17 protein-coding genes are annotated in these 23,447 nt (G+C 49.6%); 3 read left to right on the top strand and 14 right to left on the bottom strand.

The features are described 5' to 3' along the window. The first annotated feature begins 364 nt into the window (after positions 1–364). Together HI950_RS20150 and HI950_RS20145 are read left to right on the top strand one after the other, a co-directional pair. On the top strand, positions 365–880 hold the full coding sequence (locus tag HI950_RS20150; protein ID WP_169088101.1) for a DinB family protein: 516 nt from the start codon (positions 365–367) through the stop codon (positions 878–880). Between the two features lie 91 nt (positions 881–971). Beyond that, positions 972–1,541: a YdeI/OmpD-associated family protein gene (locus HI950_RS20145; protein ID WP_169088099.1), complete on the top strand. Its 570-nt coding sequence runs from the start codon at positions 972–974 to the stop codon at positions 1,539–1,541. A gap of 193 nt (positions 1,542–1,734) precedes the next feature. Here HI950_RS20145 and HI950_RS20140 read toward each other — a convergent pair whose 3' ends face one another. The 8 genes from HI950_RS20140 to HI950_RS20105 all read right to left on the bottom strand — a co-directional run bounded on the left by HI950_RS20140 (position 1,735) and on the right by HI950_RS20105 (position 12,197). Further along, entirely contained in the window at positions 1,735–2,610 is an 876-nt protein-coding gene (locus HI950_RS20140) for an ROK family protein (protein WP_169088097.1), read from the bottom strand. Between the two features lie 13 nt (positions 2,611–2,623). After that, positions 2,624–4,876: a GH32 C-terminal domain-containing protein gene (locus HI950_RS20135; RefSeq protein ID WP_169088095.1), complete on the bottom strand. Its 2,253-nt coding sequence runs from the start codon at positions 4,874–4,876 to the stop codon at positions 2,624–2,626. A 31-nt stretch (positions 4,877–4,907) separates the two neighbouring features. Further along, positions 4,908–6,413 carry a glycoside hydrolase family 32 protein gene (locus HI950_RS20130; RefSeq protein WP_169088093.1) on the bottom strand — a complete coding sequence of 502 codons (1,506 nt, stop codon included), beginning with the start codon at positions 6,411–6,413 and terminating at the stop codon, positions 4,908–4,910. Positions 6,414–6,546: 133 nt separating this feature from the next. Next, positions 6,547–8,184 (bottom strand): ABC transporter substrate-binding protein, encoded by a 1,638-nt coding sequence (locus HI950_RS20125; RefSeq protein ID WP_169088091.1) that lies wholly within the window; start codon positions 8,182–8,184, stop codon positions 6,547–6,549. 97 nt (positions 8,185–8,281) lie between these two features. Beyond that, positions 8,282–9,178: a carbohydrate ABC transporter permease gene (locus tag HI950_RS20120; protein WP_169088089.1), complete on the bottom strand. Its 897-nt coding sequence runs from the start codon at positions 9,176–9,178 to the stop codon at positions 8,282–8,284. A 13-nt stretch (positions 9,179–9,191) separates the two neighbouring features. Beyond that, complete coding sequence (locus HI950_RS20115; protein WP_169088143.1) at positions 9,192–10,076, bottom strand: ABC transporter permease; 885 nt, start codon at positions 10,074–10,076, stop codon at positions 9,192–9,194. 177 nt (positions 10,077–10,253) lie between these two features. After that, complete coding sequence (locus HI950_RS20110; protein ID WP_169088087.1) at positions 10,254–11,258, bottom strand: LacI family DNA-binding transcriptional regulator; 1,005 nt, start codon at positions 11,256–11,258, stop codon at positions 10,254–10,256. A gap of 129 nt (positions 11,259–11,387) precedes the next feature. After that, positions 11,388–12,197, bottom strand: coding sequence for a helix-turn-helix domain-containing protein (locus HI950_RS20105; RefSeq protein ID WP_223285390.1), 810 nt, complete (start codon positions 12,195–12,197; stop codon positions 11,388–11,390). Positions 12,198–12,303: 106 nt separating this feature from the next. On the opposite strand from HI950_RS20105, the gene HI950_RS20100 reads away from it, so the two are divergent. Continuing rightward, a complete protein-coding gene (locus HI950_RS20100) occupies positions 12,304–13,113 on the top strand; it encodes a phytanoyl-CoA dioxygenase family protein (protein WP_169088083.1) in 810 nt (269 codons plus the stop codon). Between the two features lie 57 nt (positions 13,114–13,170). On the opposite strand, the gene HI950_RS20095 is transcribed toward HI950_RS20100, so the two are convergent. From HI950_RS20095 to HI950_RS20070, 6 genes are all read right to left on the bottom strand, one after another. Then, complete coding sequence (locus HI950_RS20095) at positions 13,171–14,226, bottom strand: glycoside hydrolase family 88/105 protein (RefSeq protein WP_169088081.1); 1,056 nt, start codon at positions 14,224–14,226, stop codon at positions 13,171–13,173. Between the two features lie 44 nt (positions 14,227–14,270). Further along, on the bottom strand, positions 14,271–16,010 hold the full coding sequence (locus tag HI950_RS20090) for a PTS lactose/cellobiose transporter subunit IIA (protein ID WP_169088079.1): 1,740 nt from the start codon (positions 16,008–16,010) through the stop codon (positions 14,271–14,273). Positions 16,011–16,106: 96 nt separating this feature from the next. Next, the gene (locus HI950_RS20085) at positions 16,107–19,886 is read right to left on the bottom strand and encodes an Ig-like domain-containing protein (RefSeq protein WP_169088077.1); all 3,780 of its coding nucleotides are present in this window, start codon (positions 19,884–19,886) and stop codon (positions 16,107–16,109) included. 82 nt (positions 19,887–19,968) lie between these two features. Next, a complete protein-coding gene (locus tag HI950_RS20080) occupies positions 19,969–21,558 on the bottom strand; it encodes an extracellular solute-binding protein (RefSeq protein WP_223285389.1) in 1,590 nt (529 codons plus the stop codon). A 25-nt stretch (positions 21,559–21,583) separates the two neighbouring features. Continuing rightward, complete coding sequence (locus HI950_RS20075; RefSeq protein ID WP_317618414.1) at positions 21,584–22,480, bottom strand: carbohydrate ABC transporter permease; 897 nt, start codon at positions 22,478–22,480, stop codon at positions 21,584–21,586. Positions 22,481–22,482: 2 nt separating this feature from the next. Next, a complete protein-coding gene (locus HI950_RS20070) occupies positions 22,483–23,340 on the bottom strand; it encodes an ABC transporter permease (RefSeq protein WP_169088138.1) in 858 nt (285 codons plus the stop codon). Between the last annotated feature and the right edge of the window lie 107 nt (positions 23,341–23,447).

The following is a 23,447-nucleotide window of genomic DNA, read 5'->3' as shown; positions in this document are numbered from 1 at the left end:
TTAAGAAATATTTACCTCCTAATAGTAACGCCTGAAAGAATGCGCTTTCATTACAAAAAACCTTGATGTTTGTTCACTTTTCCGTGTAATTCGTACATTCATGATCAGATGCGGGTAGGATTAATATAATCATTAAGCTAAAAATTTGCTTATGGCGTGATTGGGGGAGAAAAATGGCTGTAAGCTCGTAATTGCTCTTACAGAAATTAAGTAGCCTATTGCACTGCGAGGGGTCCAAAAAGAAAACTATAAAAAACACTCCAGCCTTATGAAAAAGTATGACAGACAGCTGTCATACTTCTTTTATTATTATAACAACAGAAACAAAATCAAATTCAAGACAAGTCAAAAGGAGATTATACAAATGTCGAAACATCCGGTAGAAATGTTTGAATATCACACATGGGCCAATCAAACGATCATGGGGAGAATCAAGGAACTTCCCCCCTCTGTGCTGAGTCAAGAAGTGAACAGCTCGTTTCCCACCATCGCCCATGCCCTTAGTCATATCTATGCGGTTGATAAGATGTGGTATATGGTTTTAACAGGCACTGGTATGCGAGAGGCGCTGCAAGCATGCATACCGCTAAATGAGAACATCCTGTATTCTGTGGATGAATACGCCAATGTCTTTGTCCAGTTATCGGAACAATACAGAGAATGGTTCCGAAGCCAAGCCGATTTGGAGCAAACCATTCTGCTTGACAATCCGTTCGCCGGAATACGCCAAACACGCCTATCGGAAATTGTGCTGCAAATTGTCAATCACGGGACCTATCACAGGGGCAATGTTTCTACAATGTTGCGTCAGCTGGGCCACGCATCCGCCATGAACGACTATTCGCTATTTTGGTATCAGCAACCTGTGCAATCCATTTAATCTCTGACGCCGCAAGAAAGGGTCGATATTTCTGAGAACAGAGAAATCGACCTTTTTACTGCTTTTCATGAAAGGAGAATGAGCTTTATCTATGGAAATTGAAAATCTAATTACAGTCATATCGAGAGAAGATTTGAGGGTTTGGCTACAGGAGAATTGTAAGACTGAAAAGTCTTGTTGGGTCGTAGTTAGTATGACGCCAAACCCAGATACGTTGCTATATTTGGACGCGGTCGAGGAATCTTTATGTTTTGGATGGATCGATGGAGTCAAAAAGAAAATATCTGAAACACAAACGGCGCAGAGACTGTCTCCTAGAAGCAAAAGAAGTTCTTGGACTGAATTGAATAAAGAACGTGTCCGCCGCCTCGAAAAGTTGGGGTTAATGAGTGATGAAGGAAGAAGGGTACTTCCTGATATGGACCACGATTCTTTTAAAATAGATAGCCTTATCGAGCACAGGCTAAAAGAGGAAAGGCAAGCATATGAGAATTTTTTGGCATTTCCAGCTCTTTATAAAAGAATTCGGATCGACACGATACAAAGCAATAAAAATCAGCCACAATTATTTATGAATAGATTAGACAAATTTATAACCAACACGAAAGAAAATAAAATGTACGGTCAATGGCATGATAATGGACGCCTTCTAGATTATTAAGATGCGCTAGATCGAATAGATATGGCAGAAGCTGAAGATGAGGCGCTCAGCTTCTTCATCCAAGAATAGAGCTGACGAAGCTGCTGTGCGCAGCTGCAAAACAAAAACAGCGCCCCAGCAGCCCATTCGCTGCAGAAACGCTGTTTGCGACTTGCAATCGAACCAGTTGGAAAGTGCTGCAGCAATGCGACATTTACTGTCCCATAGCTGCTAATCCCAGCGCAAGCGCGCCGCATAAGCCGGCATTGCTGCCTAAGCCCGGAGGAACGATGTATTCATGGATGCCCGATCGCAGCGCCTCTGAAGAAACATAGCCATTGAGGCTTTGCTGTACCTCGGCTCGAATGAGCGGGAATAGCTGGTTTTGGTGCATAACGCCCCCGCCCAAAATAATCTTTTTGGGAGATAACATCAGAATTGCCGTCGTCAACGCCTGAGCGATGTAATACGCTTCGTACTCCCATGCACGATGATCGGTAGGAAGCTCGCTTGCTTTTATGCCCCAGCGCCGTTCAATAGCAGGGCCTGCCGCCATCCCCTCCAGGCAATCGCCATGATAAGGACAGTTGCCCTCATAGTGGTCATCGGCATGTCGCCTCGTTTTGATATGCCCCCCTTCTGGGTGCACAAGACCATGAACCAGCTTCGATTCAGCATAAATGCCCACACCGATGCCGGTGCCAATCGTATAGTAAACGCAGCTATCCAAGCCTTTCGCGGCTCCCCATTTGGCTTCGCCATATGCAGCTGCATTAACATCCGTATCCCATCCAAGAGGAATATCGAACGCTTCCTTAATCGTGCGAAGAAATGGAAAGCCTGACCAACCCGGCTTTGGCGTCGTGGTAACGCAGCCATACGATTCACTGGAAGGATTAAGGTCAATCGGACCAAAGGTTCCGATGCCAATCGCTTCTACGCCCTTTCCTTCAAAATAAGAAATGACGTTCGCAAGCGTTTGTTCCGGCTGCTCCGTCGGAAAACTTACGCGATCCTCTAGCTCGCCATGTTCATTGCCAATTCCGCAGACAAATTTTGTTCCGCCCGCTTCGATTGCACCAATACGCATCTTTAATTGCTCCTTATCCGTAAATGGACGACATTTCCCATATGTTCAATGATTTGATCCGAGCGTCATCGTCGCCCCATAACTGTAGGCCAAGGGAGTCCGGGCGGCTCGGATACATTCTTGTCGTCAAGCTTTTTAATCCATTCGCATAGGCCTCCAGCATGGAACGATCCAAATAAACGATCAAGCTCAAGCTTTCACCTTTTAGCTCCAGCCTGCCGCTCTGCACGTGATCCGAGCGTTCATCCAGTGCTAATGTCGTTCTCGTGCGATCCACACCTAGCTCAGCAAGCCTCCAGTCATAATAAAGGAGCGTCTCTTCCTCTCCGCCGGGGGATTGTCTGACCTTGAGCCCCGCTCGCTCTGCGCTGCCCTCCGCAAACTCGACTCGAATTTCAAGCATGTCGCCTTGAATTTTTTGGAGCAGCTGATTTGCTTCCACAAGCGTGCTTTCTGTCAGGGAGATAAGATGGGCTCCTCGAAGAGCCTGAAGCTCCTCAATCGGTTCAATCCCGAGGCGACCATCTTCCCGCAGACTTATGCTGATTGGCAGACCCGCATTATGGGCCCAGCCGGAATCGTAATCAAGCTGTGGCGTTCGTTCTCCTTGCGCGATAGTAAAAATAATATTTCGGCCCGTCTTAGGATCCACCATGCCGCTTGGCCCCGTAAAATGAAAATCGCCTACGTCGATAAGCTGCGGCTCATCCTGATCCGGGATGAAACGGCACGCTTCGGAATCGAAAGTCCCGATCCAATAAAACACCTCCACATCAGCACCAGGGCCGAGCGGGCTAATTAGAAAGACATATTTCTCCTTGCCCAGCGGAAGCAATACAGGGAGCTCCCACATGTTGCCCAGATACGGATAAACAGCAGAGTCAGCGATGTAGAACGGACCCTTATACTCCCATTCCAGCATATTGCTTGACGTATAGGCAAGAGCTGTTCCGCCCTGCCCATCCGTCCCGGAGCCGATCAGCAGATACCATAACTCCCCTTGCCGCCAAACGAATGGATCCCGGAAGTCGCCGAACATCCCTTGACCGCGCTCTTGAACAATGAGCGGCTCCGGATGCTTCACCCAGCGGATAAGATCCGATTCTCCGTCCTGCAGAAACGTGCTTTTGGCTAAGCCGACTCTTTGGTTTGGCGCAGCGCTATCATCGCCAGCCGTAAAGAATAGGGCAGGAATGCCATTCTCGTCATAAGCCGCGCTTCCAGACCATACCCCGTCCGGATCAACGGCCTCTCTCTCTGGCGAGAGCGCGATCGGAAGGTCGCGCCAATGCACCATGTCCTCGCTTACCCAGTGCCCCCAATGGATTTGCGCCCAGTAAGGCCCCTGCGGATTATGCTGGTAGAACAAATGGTACTTCCCGTTAAAGTAAATGGGAGCATGAGGCTCGTTCATCCAATGAACGGGAGGGCTAGCGTGATACTGCGGGCGATGCCGATCCTTCAAAAGCGGAGTCCGGTCCAGCCGAATGTCTGCTTCAGCAATAGAAGGAATCTCGCCGGCATGGGCATCTAGGTCGCCCTCGTACGCGGATTTAATCTCGTGCTCCGTCAACGCACGATCATAAATTTTTAACTCGTCAATCAAGCCGTCGAACATATTATGCCGGAAAGCTTCGGCAAGCACCGCAGCTTGGTTGTTCTTCCCGACCAGCAGGTCGCACTTGCAAGGTGTAATCGCAGCATGCGCAGCAGTTTGAAGCTCTGCCACTTGCTCCCCGTTTAAGTAGAGCCTCATTATAGCTTCGGCCCTGTCGAACGTAGCAGCAATATGGGACCACTCATGCTTTGGAAGGGGCTTGTCATGGCACCATAGCTCAACCCATATTCCGGCTAACCCTAGCTGCATCGACCATGAGCCATGTCTATACATCCCAAGAATGTACCCTTCCTTCGCTTCTCTATCATGCTGGTTCACTATGGCTGAGAGCCTCTGCTCCACGCCCGACTCATAGGAACGGGGCGCAACCCAAGCTGAGATCGAGATTGCATCGTACGGCGCTTCTACAGCATCAGCCTGCCTTGTAATCCACGTCGAATAACCATCAAACAGCATCGCGTTACCGCGCATGCCTTTGCGCCACTGCGGATCACGCGCTTCCGTAAACGGGGCATGAAGAAGTGCATAAGAAATAGGATCGGCATTCCCGCTTACAACGTCCACCGCCAAGCTACCCTTGCCTTCGTCCAGCGGCCAATAGGCAATTAAGCCTGAACGCCCGGCATTCAACCGCTTATTGTCGTCCATCGTCATTTTCCCCCCTGCAGCTCTGAGCTCATTATGGCGTAGCCTTCTCCGTTATGTTAGCAGCAGCATACACCGATTTTAATGGATAAAGCTGCAAGGAACGAAGCCATACAGTGCCGCCCTCCGCATAAAGTTCAATCCCTTCGGCTCCTTTTAACGGAAAGATCTGATCCGTCATCACAAGAGCGCCATCATTAGCGAATAGTTCGATGGACGAGCGATCTACCCATATTTGGAGCTTAATCCGTCCATTCTCGCCGTCTAGCGGCGCGCTGTGCCTGCATCCGAACTGCGGGTGGAAATCGACAGCTCCCGAACGGGTTCGATCGATAAACAATTCGCCGTCAACTGCGTTATAGCCGACTATGGTCTCGTTTCCGCTTCCCATTCTAAGCTTAAAGCCGAATTCCAATGCGGAATCCAACTCGAATTCTGCTTCTATTTCTAAGAGCTCGCCCTTATAGCTATGAAGCAGGTTGCTTCCCGGCTTTATTTGCTCGTCCCGCAACTCATGGCGATCCGCTCGCATAACGCTAAGCTCCCTTGGCACCTCCTGCACAAGGCGGATTCCATCCTCCTGCATCCGAAGGGACAGCTTTCGCGGAAGGGTCATGGCGCCCCGCCATTCACCCGTCGGTATGATATTGGCATACTTCCAATTGTTCATCCATCCTATTAATAACCTTGCTCCGCCCTGCCCTTGGGCATCTGACCACGTCACGCCCGCATAGTTATCCCGGCCATGATCGAGCCATAGCACGCTCTCAGGTCCATTATTATTTGTGAATGTAACGCCGTCGAAATCGCCTATAAAATACTGGGTTCGCGACCCTTCGGGCTGCCCCTCATCATCGCCGATGCTTACAATTAATACCCATTTTTCGCTTCCAGGCTGCCCTTCGACCGGCAATAGAAATAAGTCAGGGCACTCCCATACCCCGTCATGCGATCCTTCCTTCTCGCCAAATTCGCTCGCAAATGTCCATTCCTTCAAATCCGTCGAATAATAGAGGCAGAGCCGGTCTCCTGCCGCTAGCACCATAATCCATCGCGCCGAGGCAGCGTGCCAGAGCACCTTAGGGTCCCGGAAATCAACAAATCTCTCGTCCGATAATACAGGATTGCCCGCATAGGCAGTCCATGTCCGGCCATTATCCTTGCTATAGGCGATGCTTTGCCGCTGCTTGGATAAGTCGGTATCCGGAATGTCCAATGTCTGGGTGTAGATTGCGACGAGCCCTGCTTTGCCATCAAAAAAACCGCTTGTATCCTCCCAATCCACTACAGCGCTTCCGGAAAATATCGTGCCGTTATGATCCGGATACAAGGCGATAGGCAAATGCTCCCAATGGACAAGATCCCGGCTCACGGCATGGCCCCAGTGCATCGGTCCCCATATCGTGCTTGCCGGATGGTGCTGGTAGAACAAATGATACTCGCCCTCGTAATAGACCATTCCGTTCGGATCATTCAGCCAATTCGCTTCAGGGGTAAAATGGTATTGCGGTCGCAAAGGATGATCGTAATTAATTGTCATAGCTTTCTCTCTCCTCTTATCTATCAATGCTAATCTATAGAGCCGACGGAACTTTCCGCAGAAGGTTCCGTCATGCCCGGTCGCGAGACAATCGTAAGCCCTAGCCATCATGGATGACTTAAGCGTTCGCCTTTTACCCTTGTTGTGCCTCTTTATAACGGTCAAGCGCAGTCTGATACAACGCCATTAGCTTATTCAAGCCCATGTCCTCCACTGTTTTCACATAGCTGTCCCAATCCGTGTCATTCACGCCTTCAACGATGAATTTAGCTCTTTGCGTATTCACGTATTTAATCAATTCCGGTTCGATTTGGTTAATTGTATCCAGCTCCTCCGGCAGGAAGAAAATCGTAGGATAATTTTCCTTCTCCATGAACGGATCGTATACGTTCTCCAAATCCTTCTTGCGCTGCTGCGCGCGAGGCTCCATATCTACAATCGTCTTGAAGTGATCCTTCGTAATGACGCCCGCCCCGTTTGGCGCAACCTTCTGGCGGAATTCTCCCATCGATACGCCATCCGCAAGCGGCAGGTTAATGAGCTTTCCGCTCGCGTCCTTCTCATAGATGACGCCAATCGGGCCCCAATGAATTTGAGCGGCCATATAAGGCTCATACTGTTGATCGATCCAGCGCATGGTCACTTCAGGATTATCGTTCTCGCTCGTAATGACAAAAGCATTTCTTCCCGGGCCGCCCCCGTTGCCTCTGCCTATGCTTTTTTTGCCGGTCGGTCCTGTAAGAGGCGGAACGAGGGCATAATTTTTCGCCCGGTCTGAACCGACAACCTCCTCGATTTCCCACCAAACGTAGGAGCCAAGCGTCGCATCAGACGTTTTGCCCTTTGCCAAATATTGCGGCGCGTCCTGCGTAAAGGATTCCGGATCGATCAAACCCTGCTTATACCATTTTTCGTTAAAATATTTCAAAGCCTCTTTATATTCCGGCTGAGTAGCGGTGAAGATAACCTTGCCATCCCGTACAATGCGATGCTCCAGGTTGTCAGGCAAGCCGAATGCGCCGAACAGGCCGGCAATATCCATGCACCACTGCATATGCATAAAGCTGAGCGGAATCTCATCCGCCTTTCCATTTCCGTTAGGATCTTTTGTCTTAAAAGCAAGCAGCGCATCCGTATATTCATCTAGCGTATCCGGGAATTTAAGGCCCAGCTTATCCAGCCATTCCGTATTGATGACATGGAAGAACGGATTTGTGCCCAGCTCATTCTCCTCCCATGTAGGAAGGCCATAGATATGACCGTTCGGAGCGGTAATCGCTGCTTTAATATCCGGTCGCTCCTCTAATAGCTTCTTCAGATTGGGCGCATATTGGTCTATTAACTCCTCCAGCGGAATGATCGTCCCATCCTCGCCATAGGTGATCAATTCATAGTCGGAAAATTGCGAGCTGTAGAAGGCATCAGGCAGATCGCCGCTCGCCAGAAGCAGGTTTTTCTTTTCCGCATAATCGGTATCGGGAATATTATTCCATTCAATATGAACGTTCGTATCCTTTTCCAGCCGTTTGAAAATTTCCATCTCGTTATATTCGGGAGCGAGCTGCGCCTTCGGAGATACGATCGTAAGATTGATCTTGTCTTTCACGATCGGAAGCCCCTCTTTATTAAAGCTTTCTTCTGGCACCTTGTTGCCGTTGCCGCCTGCTTTGCCGTTATCCGATCCTTGATTCGATTGGTTGTCCGAGCAAGCGGAGAGCATTAAGCTTGCGGCAAGCAAAAGGCTTACTGTAATAGACCCTGCCTTTTTCATTTTGGTGATCCTCCCTTAAAAAATATATTTATCTATCATCATCCGAGTCTGATCCGCGGTGCTGCAGAGCCCGGCGATAACCAAGGAACTTGCCCGATTACCCTTTAATCGAGCCGATCATGACACCCTTAACAAAATAACGCTGCAGGAACGGATACAAAACGAGCAGCGGAAGGCTGGCTATAATAATGACGCCGTATTTAATCAGCTCCGTTACGCGAAGCTTTGCGGCATAGGACTCAACGTCGATCATCATGCTGGAATTAACCTGATTTTGCACAAGGATGTTTCGCAGCACCAGCTGCAGCGGGAATTTCGTCTCCTCATTCAAATAAATCATGGCGTCAAAAAAACCGTTCCAAAATCCGACTACATGATACAGCACCATTACCGCAATAATGGGCTTGGAGAGGGGGAGCACCATGCTGACAAAAAACTTCGTGTTGCTGCAGCCGTCGATAAAGGCAGCCTCGCGCATTTCATCCGGAATCGTGCTTTGGAAAAAAGTTCGCACGATTATAATATTGAACACCCCGGCAGCCCCCGGCAAAACCAAAGCCCATATCGTATTGATCATGTTCAAATCCTTGATCAGAAGATATGTGGGGATCAACCCGCCGCTGAAAAACATCGTGAACATGAAGAACCACATAAACAAGCCTCTGCCGACAAAATCCTTGCGTGCGAGCGGATAAGCAGCCATTAAAGTTAGCGTAACGCTAATGGCCGTCCCAACAATCGCATACAAAAGCGAGTTGCCATAGCCGATCCATATCGTGGAATCATGAAATATCCGCTCATAACCATCTAAAGTAAGCCCTTTCGGAAATAACCAAATCTCACCCGAATATATTTGATTCGGATCGCTGAAGGACGCGATCAGGACAAAGTATAACGGATATAGAATAAGCAGCATTCCGATTGTCAGAACCGTATAATTGATGACATCAAACCACATATCGGCCTTTGTTTTTCTTTTTAACAGCGCATTCATGAACCCTCGCCCCCTACCACAAGCTTGTTTCCGTCAGTTTTTTGGCTACGCGGTTAACCGTTACCAGCAGCACCACGTTTATGATGGCATTAAACAATCCAATCGCGGCAGAGAAGCTGTATTGCGCCTTCTGAATTCCCTGCTCATACACATAGGTTGGAATGATATTGGACGCTCCGTAATTGAGGTCGCTTTGCATGAGATAGGCTTTCTCGAAGCCGACGCTCATGATATTGCCAACTGCAAGCACCATTAAAATGATGATCGTCGGCAGGATGCTCGGAATGTCGACATGCTTAACCCGCTTCCACTTGCTTGCGCCGTCCATTACCGCTGCTTCGTGAAGCTCGGGGTTGACGCCAGCCAAAGCAGCCAAATAGATAATCGTCGCAAAGCCCGTTTCTTGCCACATCCCCGATAGGATGTAGAGCGGACGAAACCATTCCTCATTCGCCATAAACAATACGGGATCGCCGCCAAAAAAAGCGATGACATGATTTACGATGCCGCTATTCGGGGATAGAAACACGTTCAGCATCCCGACCAGAACGACCGTAGAAATAAAATGCGGCGCGTAAATAACCGTTTGAACGAATTTCTTATACCGCTTGGCGAGCATCTGATTAAGCATCAGCGCTACGACTATCGGGAGCGGAAAGCTGAAGATTAAGGAATACAGGCTAAGCAAAATCGTGTTTTCCATTATCGGCCAAAAATTATACGCCTCGAAAAACCGTATGAAATGATCCAAGCCGACCCAATCGCTTCCCCAAATCCCTTTGCTTGCCCTAAAGTTTTTAAATGCGATCTGTACGCCATACATGGGGTAATACTTGAAAATGGCATATACAAGCACAACCGGCAAAATAAATAAATACAGCTCATAGTTTTGCTTCATCTTCACCCATACTTGGCTTATTGACCTTGATCCCGCCCTTGCCTTTGCCGGCAACGCGACGTCCGAGCTCGCCGTTTTCAATGTTGATTCCACCTTTCACCGCTTTACGTAATCGTTTACGTAAACGATTACGTAATACTCGTTCTTTTTACTTTAAAATGAAAGGTTCCTCTAAGCTTAAGAAGAACCTCTAATAATCAATTCCGTCGGCAGCCTTACTTCCTTATATTCGCCGTCTGGCTGCTCAATGCGCTCAAGCAAAATTCTCGCCGCTGTTTCGCCTAATTCAAATGCCGGCTGCTTGACCATCGACAGCGCTGGCTTCGTAATTCTAGCCCATTCATAATCATCAAATCCGATGATGGCAATGTCATTCGGAACATCGATATCATTTTGTTGCAAATAATGAAGCGATCCCATCGTCATAACGTTATTTGCTACGAACAAAGCGGTAATCCGATGTCTGGAAATCAATGCTTCCGTCAAGCGGTATCCGCTGTCAAAGCTTGAGTAGCTGGTATCCGCAACTTGAATCATTTCTTCGTCCACCGGTATGCCGTTATCAATAAGCGCATTCTTATAGCCCTCCAACCGTTCATCGCTCGTCGTTAATCCGAGAGAGCCCGTAATGAAGCCAATTCGGGTATGCCCTTTGCTTATCAAATGCGCGACTGCTTCATATGAGCCATTGGCGCCTTCGGTCAGCACGCAATCTCCCTGCGCATCCTTCGGCTTCCTGTCAATAAATACAACCGGATAGGCATCCGTCATCAGCGAATCAAGATACGTGTGATCCTCGTAGGTCGGCGCCATAATCATTCCATCTATTAATTGGGAATTAAACACTCGGACCTGCTCCTGCTCGGTTGCGATATCATCCTTGGAATTGCTTAGAAACAAGCTGTAGCCCTTTTCCATGAGAACGCTTTCTATTCCTTGGGCAATCGACATAAAGAAAAAGCTAGACGTATCATTCGGCAGAATCGGCACCATAAGGCCGATAATCTTAGACTGCTTGCTGCGCAAGCTCCTTGCTACGCTGTTCGGATGATACTTCAGCTCTTTCATAACTTCAAGCACTCTCGTCTTCGTCTCATTAGCTACGTAACGGGTTCCGTTGATCACATGGGATACGGTGGCGGTAGATACATTTGCTCTTTTAGCTACTTCCTTAATGCTCATTCTCGAAGCTCCTCCTTTCAAGTAAACGTTTACGTAATCGATTACTTGCATTATAAGCGCTTACATTGAAAGCCGTCAAGAGGAATTTATAACGATTGGCTTATCCTTATTTGGATCGGGTAGCCATCGTTATATCGTATAGGTTTTCCGATATGCGGAAGGGTTGACGCTGAACATCCGCTTGAAGCTTTTGCTCAAATGATGCTCATCCGTGAACCCGCACTGCTCCGCGATCTGTGCCAGCGTTAAGGACGAATTGACTAGGAGAATCTTTACCTTATCCATTCTGAGATTAGCGGCGTACACGCTCGGCGTCATTTGAAACTCTTGCTTAAACAGCCTAGTCAACTGCACTTGGCTAATGCCGAGCTCGATCGCAATCGATTTTAAGGAGACACCCGCTTCCGCTTGCTGCTGAAGCATTTTTACCGCGCGCTGCAGAAGCGGATTCTCGCTATACAAAAGATTGATTTTGCGATTATTGCTTTCAATCTGGTACACATACAACAAGTCCTTCAGCAAATGGTTCTTGTAATCCTGCACAAGACTTGCCTTTACATAGCTAGCTTCGCGAAATAGAGAAAGAGTAGAATTCATTCTTTTATTATTCAGCATAATAAGCTTGCCAATAGGGGGCAGAGCGCCATTCTCCTTCTCTGCATGACCATCTAAGGCATCCCGCCACCGGAATCCGATAAGATGAAAGGACAAGCCGTTTGTTTTCCGGTAAAAGGTCATATCCGGCGGACAAAGCACCATTTCTCCCTTTACGGCCCTCTCGCTCACATTTCCCATTTTATAATCGAAGCTGCCCTCTTCAACAATGAACAATGCCCAGTGATCGTACGTATCCTCCGTCTTCTGAAAATGTGCGGCATCCTTCACGAACACATGGTAAATGAGCTCGGGCTCACGAAACCGATTGTGGTCCAACTTCATCGCTCCTCTGCTGAAATTATATACAAGGGACTTGGCTGTTCCATACATTATACAGTGTTCAATTGTCATATATAATTAAATTAATTACAAGTAGGAGGAGAGGCTAATGAGTACCGCAACGCTGAATATTCCGGAATTGATGAACCGTTTTAATGAACAGGGCTACTTGGTTTTGCCGGATATATTGTCACAGGAAAAGGTAGCCCGCTTGAATGCGGCTATCGACGAGGTCCTCGCAGAGGAGCAGGATACGCTTGCCCATAATATTTATAATAGCGTCGCCCGGCATGCGGAGATTGCCTCCTTGATCGACCACGCGGACATCCTTCCCTTGATCGTTAATTTGCTCGGCCACAATATTCAGCTGCATATTTCCCATCTAACGGTAAGAAAGCCTAATCCAAACGAAATAAAAACCGCATCCCACAGCTTTATCGACTGGCATCAGGACGGTCCTCATCCGCAGTTTCCGGTTATTGCAGGCTTGACGGCTACTTATTATATTAAAGTCTGCTATATTTTGAGCGACATGTCGCAGCCGAACCGCGGCAATACCAAGGTCATACCGGGCAGCCACAAGAAACCGTACAATCCGAATCATAAGGATGTGCGCCAGCAGCTGGATGGAGAGATACAGGTATGCGGCAAGCCGGGTGATGTATTTATTTTCGCGCAAAATCTATGGCATGCCGGCTCGATCAATCAATCGGAATTCACAAGAAGACAGCTGTTTCTCGGCTACAGTCCCATCTGGATGCGCCCGATCGATTACCACCAAGCAGACGAGAGTCTCTTGAAGGATGCCGGTCCGATTCGCCGCCAGCTGCTTGGACAAATCAGCGACAATAAATTCAAATATTATGTGCCTGAAGAGTCGATGGTGCCGCTCAAATCGATGCTGATAGGCGGCAACTAACTTGATTCAACAAGGACCGCTTGCTCGCAAAACGGCGATGCAAGCGGTCCTTTTCTATTAGCTCGAAATATCCGACAGCTCCGACAGCAGCATGAGCACGAGCCCTTGGCCGTAGAGCGTCGGATAACAAGGGATGTCGTTGTAAGCCTCGATTGTAGGCATGATCGGCGTGCCGCCAGATGCGCCCGTCACCTCTCCGCTCGGCGCTACCTTAAGGATAATGGCGTCTGCCGCAAGGTATGCCGCATTCAAGCAAGAAGCTTCAAGCAAGCCTTGACGCACCGCTTTCACAATTCCGCAGGCAATGCCGGCACTGCCAGATGTTTCCGTGTAAAAGTCGGGCCGATCCAGCACCGTAGCCCAAAGGCCATCTGATTGCTGGAAACGAATGAGGCTGCGCATAAGCAATTGATAGCGCTCGAGCGTTTCCTTCGGGACAGCAGCCAAGTCCTCCAGCTCTTCCAGTATCATCGGCACTGCCACCGCTATCCATCCGTTGGCTCTAGTCCAACGTGCGGCCGAAAGATGATTGCGAGCCTCCGAGTTCCAGCCATGAAACAGCACTCCCGTTTCCTTATCCTGAAGCAGGCTTAAGTGCAGTTCCAGCTGGCGAACGGCTTCCTTCGCATAGGCTGCATCTCCCGTGAGCCTTGAGAGCCTAGCCAAAAACATAACCGCCATAAATATCGTATCCGCCCAAACCTGCTCCGGGAATTTCACGTTTTCCGTAACGGTATGCTCGAAAGCGCCTTCCCTTGTACGGGGTGCTTCCGTCAGCATCCATTGTCCGATTCGCTTTGCTGTCTCCAAATAAACAGGGTAATGGGTATGCTCATAAAGCGCCGGAAAAACCGTATAAGGCGCCATTGCATTAATAACCTTCACCTGCTCGGCAAGGTGTAAATTATTTTGCGACCAGCGTATTAGCTCCGGCAGCGCTTCTGCTTCACCCGTAAGCTCATAATAGGATAACATCGCGATGACGCCGACTCCCGGCACCCAGTCCCAATGGTTGAGATCCATGCCCCAGCTGCCGGAATGATCCTGCAGCATATAGCGATAAACACGATCAGCCGTTTGCTTTACCGTTTCAGACGATAGCTTCGTTTGCATGACAGCGACCCCTCCTCCACAAAATGATAGAACACAGCTAATTTTCACGCCTTCGGTGATGCAGCTGGCTTTAAAGCAAGGGAAAGGCTGATTCGACCGTCATTCAGCAATGACTGCTGCTTGCCTGCAAAACTTGCAATTACAACATCTTCCCGTGACTCTACCGTAATCGCTGGCTCCGCCTCGCCAATAACTAACGAAAACAGCACAGCAGCTTTGCTCATCGCCTCGAAGTCAAGCGTACGCGCCTCACCTGCATGCAAAATAAGATCGAAGCAAATGATGCCGCTGTCCCTCGTGAGCTCCCATTTCCGGTCGCCGCTTCGTTTCTTATCCTGATCCGGCTCGAGCTCAAAAGCTGCAAACAAGGTGCGTAAACTCACCTTACAACCACCGATTATCGCTTCTGCCCTTTCATCAATTGCTTCTGAGCTAACATGCTCCAAGCAGCCTCCAAGCTCTATGCGAATTCGAAAATCGGATGCTTCGATGCTGCCTTTTATTAGATCGAGGCTCGGATGCGTATCTCCTCCATCGGTTAGAAAACGGATGCCCAGCAGCAGCTGGTTCCCCTCCACACTGCTGTTCAGTACAGCCGAGCAATAATCGTAGCCGTCATGCAGGACACGCAGCTTCAAGTAAACCGCCTCTCCCCCATTGTCGAAATAGACTAGCAGCGGCCGTGTTTGATTCCACATAATTTCCTCGCTGGACACCCCTATCGCAAAGGCAGGTGTCATATACGTTGTTGCCCATTTCTCCTGCCCGGTCTGCTCATTTCGGGAATAAAGCTGATGGAGCTGCCTTTCCTCCGATTGGGTGAAATACGGCAAATACGGCTGCGGACAGCGAATGCCGCTCCCGAACCATTCCGCATCATAAGGCTGCTCCTTCTCAAATGTAAAACGGACCGTGTGATCCGTAGCAATTTGCAAAAACGACTTCGCCGTATCGGTGAGCAGCGTGCTGTAGCTGCGGCTGTGCGGGCCGGACCATTGCTTCGTAGCCGGATGGAAATGCTCAGCCACCATGCGCCAAACCCCGTCGAGCAAATCTCCCGCTATTTTTTTGGCCAACGTGCTTGACGTTAAGGTATAAATTTTGGACAGCTCGGTGATGGCGATAACCGAATAAGTAGGGCTGTTGAATTCATGGAATGTGCCAAGCCGATTCGTAAAAGCTTGAAGCTTCTCCAGCCTTCGAATGCCGTAATCGGCGATCCTTGGCTGACCGTAAGCTTCACCCGCGATAAGCGTGACAAAGGCGCCCATAAGCGCGATATTTGTATAGTGAGGACCAACATCCCTTTTGATGATGGCATCGCATGCGCAGAAAACAGCCCGACGGATCTGCTCCCGCAGCTCCCGCGGCAGCTTATCGCCGTGCCGGACTTCGATTTGGACGAGCTGTTTGCCGCAAAAGTCTGCCCAGTTCCAGTCTGGCGGAGACATTTTGTCCAGCGGCTCCTCGTAAAACCATGACCATATGCCATATGTGTCGTTTGAAGGATTTTGATCTTGCAGTGAAATCACTTTGCGGATGACAGCAAAAGCCCGCCCTCTGCTGCTCGGCTCCTCACTGTCAAGCAGTGCCAGCGCATAAAGAATAGATGGATAAGTAGGATGAACAAGCGGGAACTTCTCAGCCGTCAGCGTCGTATGGTAGCCGGGACTATGAAAGGGCAGCTTCAGCATATTTACTTCCGGGTCAAAATGCTTCTCCCAATTATGGATTTTTCCGAGCAGCAGCGGTTTGTGATCGATTGAATTGTCTGTCCTATCCATATTTCCCATCCTTTCTAATCGCGGTATCCTCGTTTCAGGCATAAGAGCGGCCGAGAGCAGGCCGCCGCTTTGGCGAACTGCTCCCGCCGTTCATAGTTAGCCTTCGATCTCTGGAGCTGAATTAGTGGGTGCCGGAGTCACCGGATTCGGAGTAGACCCCGGCGTCTCTGGACTTGGTGTTACTGGCGCCACTGGACTTGGAGTCGCTGCAGGCGTCTCTGGAGTCGGAGTCGCTGCAGGCGTCACAGGAGTCGGAGTAACCTCAGGCGTCTCTGGCTCTGGCGTTACAGTAGGCACCGGTTCCACAATTACAGTCGGCTCAGGCTCCTCCATAATGGGAGCCTCTGCAACTGTAACCAAGCAGCTAGCTGTAAATAAACCGTCCGCTGTCGTCGCCGTTATCGTTGCCGTACCCGCTCCTACCGCCGTTACTTCCCCTCCATTTACCGTCGCTACATTCGGATCGCTTGTGGTCCATGTTACCTCTTTACTCGCTGCATTCTCTGGCGTTATCGCTGCAAGTAAAGCAGCCGCTGGATCGCCGACCGTCAATTCCAGTGTGCTTCTGTCAAGCGTGATCCCGCTAACGCTTACCTCTGCCTGCCCGCCGATCAGCATCGGCTTGAATAGTTTAGACTGCTTATTGGAACCAATTCCTCCGCCCCATTCCAGCCATCCTTTGCGGCCGTTGCCGTCATTCTCGTTCACAAGCGCGGACAAGCTCAGAATGCCGTCGCTCGGAGCGATCGGAGACAGTTCCGTCCAAGGCAAAGCGAGCTGGTAGATCGTATCCTTGCTAGCCTCATCCCTCGTAATTTCCAGCTGGCGATTCGTAACCGGCCCGGTCAGCACGCCGGTCATCGCCATCCATCGATACAATTCCGGTCCGTTCGGCGTCAGCGCCATTCCGTATTCGTACCATTCGGCTGCCTCTCCCGGCGTTCCCAAGGAAATGGCGAATTGAATGCTGTCTCCGCTCCAAATGGCATCTCCTGTTTTTGTTTGAGTGAATTGATCGTCATGAACCTTCGCTGATAGGTACAGGTGATCGTTATCGTAAGTGATCCAAAGATTGCCGCTCAAATCCTCCGGACCATTATGCGGCACAACTCTTGAATTGCCTTCCTCAAACAGGTCGATGCCTGGCAAATCGTCGACATCGTCAAGCGACCCATCCACCTGTACGGTTCGGTTAAAGATTGGCGTCATGCTGGCGACAGCGACATTTTTCAGATTGCCTGACAGAGACAATACGGTGCCATCCTCCAAATAGACGGTAAGCTGGTGAGGCGTTAAGGTGCCTACCGGCAACGCTGGTATCGGCAGATCGATCGTGTAATCCGAAAGGCCAGGCAAAACGGTATCATAGGTTACCGATTCGGTAGTCTCGCCCACTTGCCAATCGATCTGGGTCAGCCGCCTGTCAATCGGTTTCGTGTTATTGATTCGGACTCTCAAAAAGTCGCTGCCATCCTTCAGCACATGCTTGGCAGATAGCTCCTCCGATTTCCGGATGACGACCGTATTTTTTAACGCGCCAACTTTTTTGCCTCCTATAACAAGCTCCGCTGTCGCCGTGTATTTCCCCGGCTCACTTATTCCCGGAAATACAGAATTATAGGTGCCTACTGAGGAAGCCTGTATATTTTGAACTGTTCCTTGCAACTGAATGCGAGCATTGAGCGGCTGCCAAGAGGAAGCTTTGTATACAGATAGCGTTACGCTGACGGGATCGCCGGTGAAGTACGGCTCGCTCTTAAGCGCGTATTTACTGCCTTGAACGACTTTATCGATTTTCCCTTGGACAAATAAGGGTTCGCTGGACGCCGTAATATAGATTTCGCCGTCCTTTGGCGTGTAGGTTGACGAACGGCCCATCATGTCTGTTACGACTAGCGATCCCTTCGTTTTCAGCGTCAGATTGGTTTCTGTATCCGTTCCTGACCAAAGCACATGAATCGTTTTATCGTCCTTCTTAAATTTATAGCGATAGATGCCATTTGCAATCTCCTGGCCGGTCAAGCTTGCGCCTGTCAGCTGCCGCGCTACCGTCGCTAGCGCTACATAACCCGGTTTTGGCGTATATGCTCCGAGCGGATCTCCGCCATTATGAATGATCCCGAAATTATGCTCGTTATACTTCTTATCCGTTCCATCGTCCATCAGATCGTACCAGAAGATTTTTTCCACGCCCGCTGCCATACCGAGTACATACGTGCGTATCAAATACGCAGCCTGTGTTTTCTCATCCACCCCGCGAGGGTCAAGCTGCGTTGGCCAGCCAATCTCCGAGAACCAGATCGGCTTCGTCTGCCCATTGTTATAGGTCCGTACCAGCTGGTTTAATGAGGCCACCTCGCTAAGCAAGCCTTCCGGCTTGTCGGGGTAACGGTACGGATGTACGGATAAGGTATCCATATAATTTAATCCGCCCAGCTCGAACAAGTCCTCCAGCCACTCGGTTGGAATGCCTGCGGTTGCTCCGCCAAGCACATTCAAATCCGGACGCACCTCTTTGGCAGCCTCGTAGCCTGCTTTCATCAGATTGAAGTAAACATCCGGCTGTGAAGCGGCAGGGCCATTCCCGCCAAAGCTAGGCAGGTTGAACTCATTCCACATTTCTCCCCATTTGATTTGGCCGCCGAATCGGTTCAGCAACGATTTTGTATAATTTGCATAAGCCGCGTGGGCTTCTGCTGAATAAGGCGTTTGGAAATTATCGTAAAATTGATTGGAGAATGCAAAGGTCATAAGCGGATCGACGCTGTTCTCGAGCAAGCCTTCCATGTAGAGGGTGAATTTGGGGTTATAGGTGTAAATGCCTTTTTTGAGCTCGATTTCAGACCAGAACATCGCATCCCGCACGCTTTTGGCGCCTGCATATTTGACGAGCGGAATCATCTCGCGGTTCCAGCTATGGGCAAAATGAGTCTGCACGCCAAATGGTGATGCCGTCACCGCCGCCAAGTCAAACGCAGGCACAGTCGCGAAGGTCGTCTCTGCCGTTTTGAGCAAAGTCCCCGATTGGTAAGCGGTGAGCTTTAGGCGGTAATAGCCGTCAGTCTGTACCGGCACCTCCAGCCGGAGCTTGCCTCCGGTTACCGGAGCGCTTCCGGAGGGACCGGGCTCTCCCCAAGCATCAGAGGTTTGCCAGGTAACGGTGTCACCGGTCGTTAGAACATCGAAGATGCCTTTGCTTTTCCCGGAGAAAACGTTGCCTACCTGCGTTTGGGCGATGGCCAGATCAGGTACCGCAACCTTGATCCTAAGATCATCGAACCATACGGACCCGCTCTTCAGTCCCGTGCGCAGCCCGGCCCTTGCAACCTTGATCGTCATCTTCTTCAGCGACGGATGCCAAGCACCGTCATTGGCACCTCCCCAGTGCATATATTCGCTGCCGGCATTAAAGGCATTCACGGTAACCTTTTGCCAATCCGTCGTCGGCTGAAGCACTAGCCTTTGCGAGTGGTTTTGGTTAGTGCCGTCCATTAGAACAAGATAAATCGATGAAGCATCCGCTGTCTTTACCCAGAAGGATAAGCTCACAGCATCCCCTGGAACGATCCGCTTCGTCATATACCGCTCCAATGCAACATAGGAGCCCCCGCCATTGAAATCACCAGTCACTTTGGCTGAGGAAAGTCCCGTTTGAAACGCGGATTGATCTCTTGTATAGCTTCCTTGCGCCCCTGGGAATTCGGTTCCAAGCAGAAAGTCCCATACTTCATCAGAGTTTTCATAATCACCTGCCTGCAGCTCTGCGTGTACCGCTTCCGCAGCCGCTGCCGGTTCATTATCGCCAAGCATACCGGATGCTGTCATGATCAATGCAAAGACGAGGAATAATGAAATCGCTTTTTTCATTATCATCATTTTCCATCCATCCTTTGCTACTCGGATCGGCGATTAACCCTTCCCTGAGAGCCATTAAGGAATACGGGAAGAGCCTTCCCCTCTACTTCAAATGATCTTTGTTCGTCTCATACCACTCCTGCACCAGCTTCTCAACATTTTCTCCGCCCAAGCGCTTCCATTCCTTGCGAATATCGTCCATTCCGGCCTGCGGCGTAAGCGCGCCCCCACCGGTGACGATTTTCGCTTCAATTTGCTGCGCGATCGGAGCGAACGTAGCAATCAGCTGACTCACCTCAGGAATATCAGGATTATAGGCAATGTCCCGTCGGTATTCGTTTTTCATCGCTATCTCAAGGCCAGCCGCTTTAAGCGCTGCCTGCTCTTGGGAGATCGGGTCTTGGGCGGCCATAACGGCATACCATTCCGGCTTCGGATCCCATTCGTTCAGGATGGCATATTCCCTTGCATAGAAGACCTCCTTCTTGAACTTATCAGCATCGGTCTTCTGCGGAACTTCGCCAACGAGCTTATAGTGCACGTCTAGCTCTCCAATTCTGAGCGGCTCCCAGCCCTTCTCCAGCATCCAATCCAAAAATTTGACACCTGCTTCGATTTTGTCCTCTTTCATGTTTGTATTAAAAGCGATATACATGTTGGCCGGCACTTCCTGATAAAGACCGTTTTTTCCATACTTCGAAGCGACTGGCTCCAGCGGCACGACTTTGGCATCCGGTACGTTTTTCTTCAAATCAACAAACTCCGCGCCCATCGTCCATGAACCGAGATAAATGCCGGATTTTCCAGTCGTCCACAGCTGCAGCGAGCGCTGGAAATTCGTATCCGTAATATATTCCTTATCAATTAAGCCTTCGTCAAAAAGCTGCTTCTGCAGAGCAAGCGAATCGGTGTACCGGTCCTGTATCCGGCCGAACGTAAGCTTGCCATCTTCCAAATACCATTGGTTCTCGTTATTGAAGAAGAGGGCCCTTAAAATTTGCACGCCATTGTAATTGAACGTGATTGGCACAGTGTCCGCGCTGCCGTTGCCGTCTGGATCGCCCTCTTTGAATTTGCGGGCAACGTCAATTAATTCTTCTACTGTAGTAGGAGCCTTCAAGCCCAGCTTATCTAGCCAGTCCTGACGAATCATAATTCCGTGATTGGCTATCGTTTCCTGTCCGCGCGCGCTTGCAATCGCATACATTTTTCCGTTGATCGTCAAAAAGGGCTTTAATTCCGGATGCTTCTCCAAGTAAGCCTTGTACGTTGTGCTGTACTTTTCAATATACTCGTCAATCGGCTGGATCGCGCCCTGGGCAGCGAGCTGGCTGATGTAGTTGCGGTCATATTCCCATATCAGATCCGGCGCCGTGCCCGATGCGATCAACGTATTCAGTTTCTGCTGCACCTGCGTTCGCGGCACGGGAACCCATTTGACCTGTGCAGGAGCATTCTCATTGATCCACTTCGTCCAGCGGTTGTTTTCGTAGCTGCCTTCCTCGGTCGCCACTTCGCCCCGATCCAGGATGGAGACGCTGATCTCTTTCTTTTGCTCTGCCACTGGCGCATCGGATTCGTTCGGCGCAGCGGATGGTTTGCTCGGCTCGGAGGTTTTCCCCGTGCAGCCAGCCAGCAGTACAACAACTAAGCTTGCCGTCATGATCCAATTGCGGATTTTGTTCATTTTCATCAAATACATCATCCCCTTTTTCCTATCAACCTTTAACCGAACCGATTAATACGCCTTTCACAAAATGCTTCTGAAGGAACGGATATACGCACAGAATCGGCGTGACCGCAATGACGATAGCTGCCGCTTTAATGCCTTCAGGCGTCAGCAAAATTTGCCCCGCGCCCTCGCTGCCCCCGGCATTATTAAGCAGGCTTGCATCCACTTGATTGATCATTTGATACAGCTTCACCATCAAGGATTGGGATGTCGTTTTCGTAATATAGAGAAGAACGCTGAAATAAGAGTTCCACCAGCCTACAGCATAGAACAGCGACAAGGAGGCGATGATCGGCTTGCACAATGGGAGCATGATTTGCATTAAGACGCGCCAATCGCCCGCTCCATCCATAGCTGCCGACTCTTCGATCTCCTCCGGCAGCCCTTCCATAAAGGTCTTCATAACGAACATGTTATACGTGCTGATCAGGCTTGGCAGCCATAATGCCCAGTAAGTGTCCATTAAGCCTAACGTTTTAACGAGAATGAAGCTCGGAATGATTCCCGAAACGAATAACATCGTGAATGTGATGAACAGGAGCAGTCCGCTGCGTCCCATCAATCGGCGTCTTGAGAGCGGATAAGCGGCAAGTATCGTCATGAGCATGTTGAAGGCGGTGCCGACAATCGTAATCAGGACTGTATTTCGCAAGCCAATCAAGATTTGTCCGTCGTCAAACAGCCGATCGTAGGCATGCAGGTTAAATTCAATTGGCCACAACAGCACTTCTCCGGCTGTAATCGCCCGGCTGCTGCTGAAGGAAGCCGCTACCTCGTACCAAAGCGGGAACAGGGCGATTAAGGACGAGAGACCAAGAAACGTATAAAGGATGATCTTGCCCATCGAAGACAGCGCGGCAGCTGCTGCAGCATTCCTTTTCACCGTTACCATAACCCCCTTTCGCCGAATCTACGGATCAGCCCGTTAACGGCCACGACTAGAATAAAGCCAATCAATGACTGGAATAATCCGAGCGCCGTCGTATAGCTGTAATTCATATTTTGCAAACCGACCCGGTATACATAAGTGCTGATGACATCCGCTACGTCCAACACGGATTGGTTTTGCAGCACCAGCGTTTGCTCGAGGCCAACGTCCATCATATGCCCCATGCGTAGGATCAATAAAATGGCAATCGTGCTGCGAATGCCCGGAAGCGTAATATGCCAAATTTGCCGCAGTTTGTTCGTCCCGTCGATTTTAGCTGCTTCATAAAGCTGGGGATCAATTGAAGCCATCGCTGCCAAATAGAGAATCGTCCCCCAGCCCGCATCGCGCCAAATACCGGATACCGTATACACGACAGGCCACCAAGTCGAGTCTGCCATAAAATAAACGGGCTCTATGCCAAATTGTTTTAAAATTAGATTTACGACGCCTGTACTCGGCGATAGAATCGCGATGACAATTCCGCCCAATACAACCCAAGAGATGAAGTGAGGCAAATACAACAGGTTCTGCACTGTTCTTTTGTACCACTCTCTTCTTACCTCATTTAGCAGCAGGGCAAGCAGGATAGGCACCGGAAAGCCAAACACAAGACTATAAATGTTCAGCAGCAGCGTATTGCGAAGAATTCTCCAAAAATCCAAGCTTGCGAACAGCATTTGAAAATGTTGAAAACCTACCCACTCGCTCCCCCATATTCCATCAATAAACCGGTAATTTTTGAACGCGATGATTTCGCCTGCCATCGGTGCATATTTAAAGAGCACGTAAAACAAGATGACAGGCAAAAGCATCAAATATAAATGCCGATCCCGCTTAAGCCGTATCCAAATCGTCCTCCCCCCCTTTATCCTCTTCTGCTTACGATTTGATCGTACACAATGCGCAGGAGGCTGAATAT

Source organism: Paenibacillus sp. PL91 (genome assembly GCF_012935325.2).
GTDB lineage: Bacteria > Bacillota > Bacilli > Paenibacillales > Paenibacillaceae > Pristimantibacillus.
The sequence above is the reverse complement of the archived record's forward strand: the minus strand, read 5'-3'. Positions and strand labels throughout refer to the sequence as shown.

What these genes read in the sequence shown, in the direction of transcription:
- HI950_RS20130 (WP_169088093.1), bottom strand. Translation starts at nt 6,413, where the DNA reads ATGACAATTAATTACGATCATCCTTTGCGACCGCAATACCATTTTACC.
- HI950_RS20140 (WP_169088097.1), bottom strand. Translation starts at nt 2,610, where the DNA reads ATGCGTATTGGTGCAATCGAAGCGGGCGGAACAAAATTTGTCTGCGGA.
- HI950_RS20105 (WP_223285390.1), bottom strand. Translation starts at nt 12,197, where the DNA reads ATGAAGTTGGACCACAATCGGTTTCGTGAGCCCGAGCTCATTTACCAT.
- HI950_RS20110 (WP_169088087.1), bottom strand. Translation starts at nt 11,258, where the DNA reads ATGAGCATTAAGGAAGTAGCTAAAAGAGCAAATGTATCTACCGCCACC.
- HI950_RS20135 (WP_169088095.1), bottom strand. Translation starts at nt 4,876, where the DNA reads ATGGACGACAATAAGCGGTTGAATGCCGGGCGTTCAGGCTTAATTGCC.
- HI950_RS20150 (WP_169088101.1), top strand. Translation starts at nt 365, where the DNA reads ATGTCGAAACATCCGGTAGAAATGTTTGAATATCACACATGGGCCAAT.
- HI950_RS20070 (WP_169088138.1), bottom strand. Translation starts at nt 23,340, where the DNA reads ATGCTTTTGCCTGTCATCTTGTTTTACGTGCTCTTTAAATATGCACCG.
- HI950_RS20145 (WP_169088099.1), top strand. Translation starts at nt 972, where the DNA reads ATGGAAATTGAAAATCTAATTACAGTCATATCGAGAGAAGATTTGAGG.
- HI950_RS20120 (WP_169088089.1), bottom strand. Translation starts at nt 9,178, where the DNA reads ATGAATGCGCTGTTAAAAAGAAAAACAAAGGCCGATATGTGGTTTGAT.
- HI950_RS20085 (WP_169088077.1), bottom strand. Translation starts at nt 19,886, where the DNA reads ATGATGATAATGAAAAAAGCGATTTCATTATTCCTCGTCTTTGCATTG.
- HI950_RS20095 (WP_169088081.1), bottom strand. Translation starts at nt 14,226, where the DNA reads ATGCAAACGAAGCTATCGTCTGAAACGGTAAAGCAAACGGCTGATCGT.
- HI950_RS20080 (WP_223285389.1), bottom strand. Translation starts at nt 21,558, where the DNA reads ATGAAAATGAACAAAATCCGCAATTGGATCATGACGGCAAGCTTAGTT.
- HI950_RS20125 (WP_169088091.1), bottom strand. Translation starts at nt 8,184, where the DNA reads ATGAAAAAGGCAGGGTCTATTACAGTAAGCCTTTTGCTTGCCGCAAGC.
- HI950_RS20090 (WP_169088079.1), bottom strand. Translation starts at nt 16,010, where the DNA reads ATGGATAGGACAGACAATTCAATCGATCACAAACCGCTGCTGCTCGGA.
- HI950_RS20100 (WP_169088083.1), top strand. Translation starts at nt 12,304, where the DNA reads ATGAGTACCGCAACGCTGAATATTCCGGAATTGATGAACCGTTTTAAT.
- HI950_RS20115 (WP_169088143.1), bottom strand. Translation starts at nt 10,076, where the DNA reads ATGAAGCAAAACTATGAGCTGTATTTATTTATTTTGCCGGTTGTGCTT.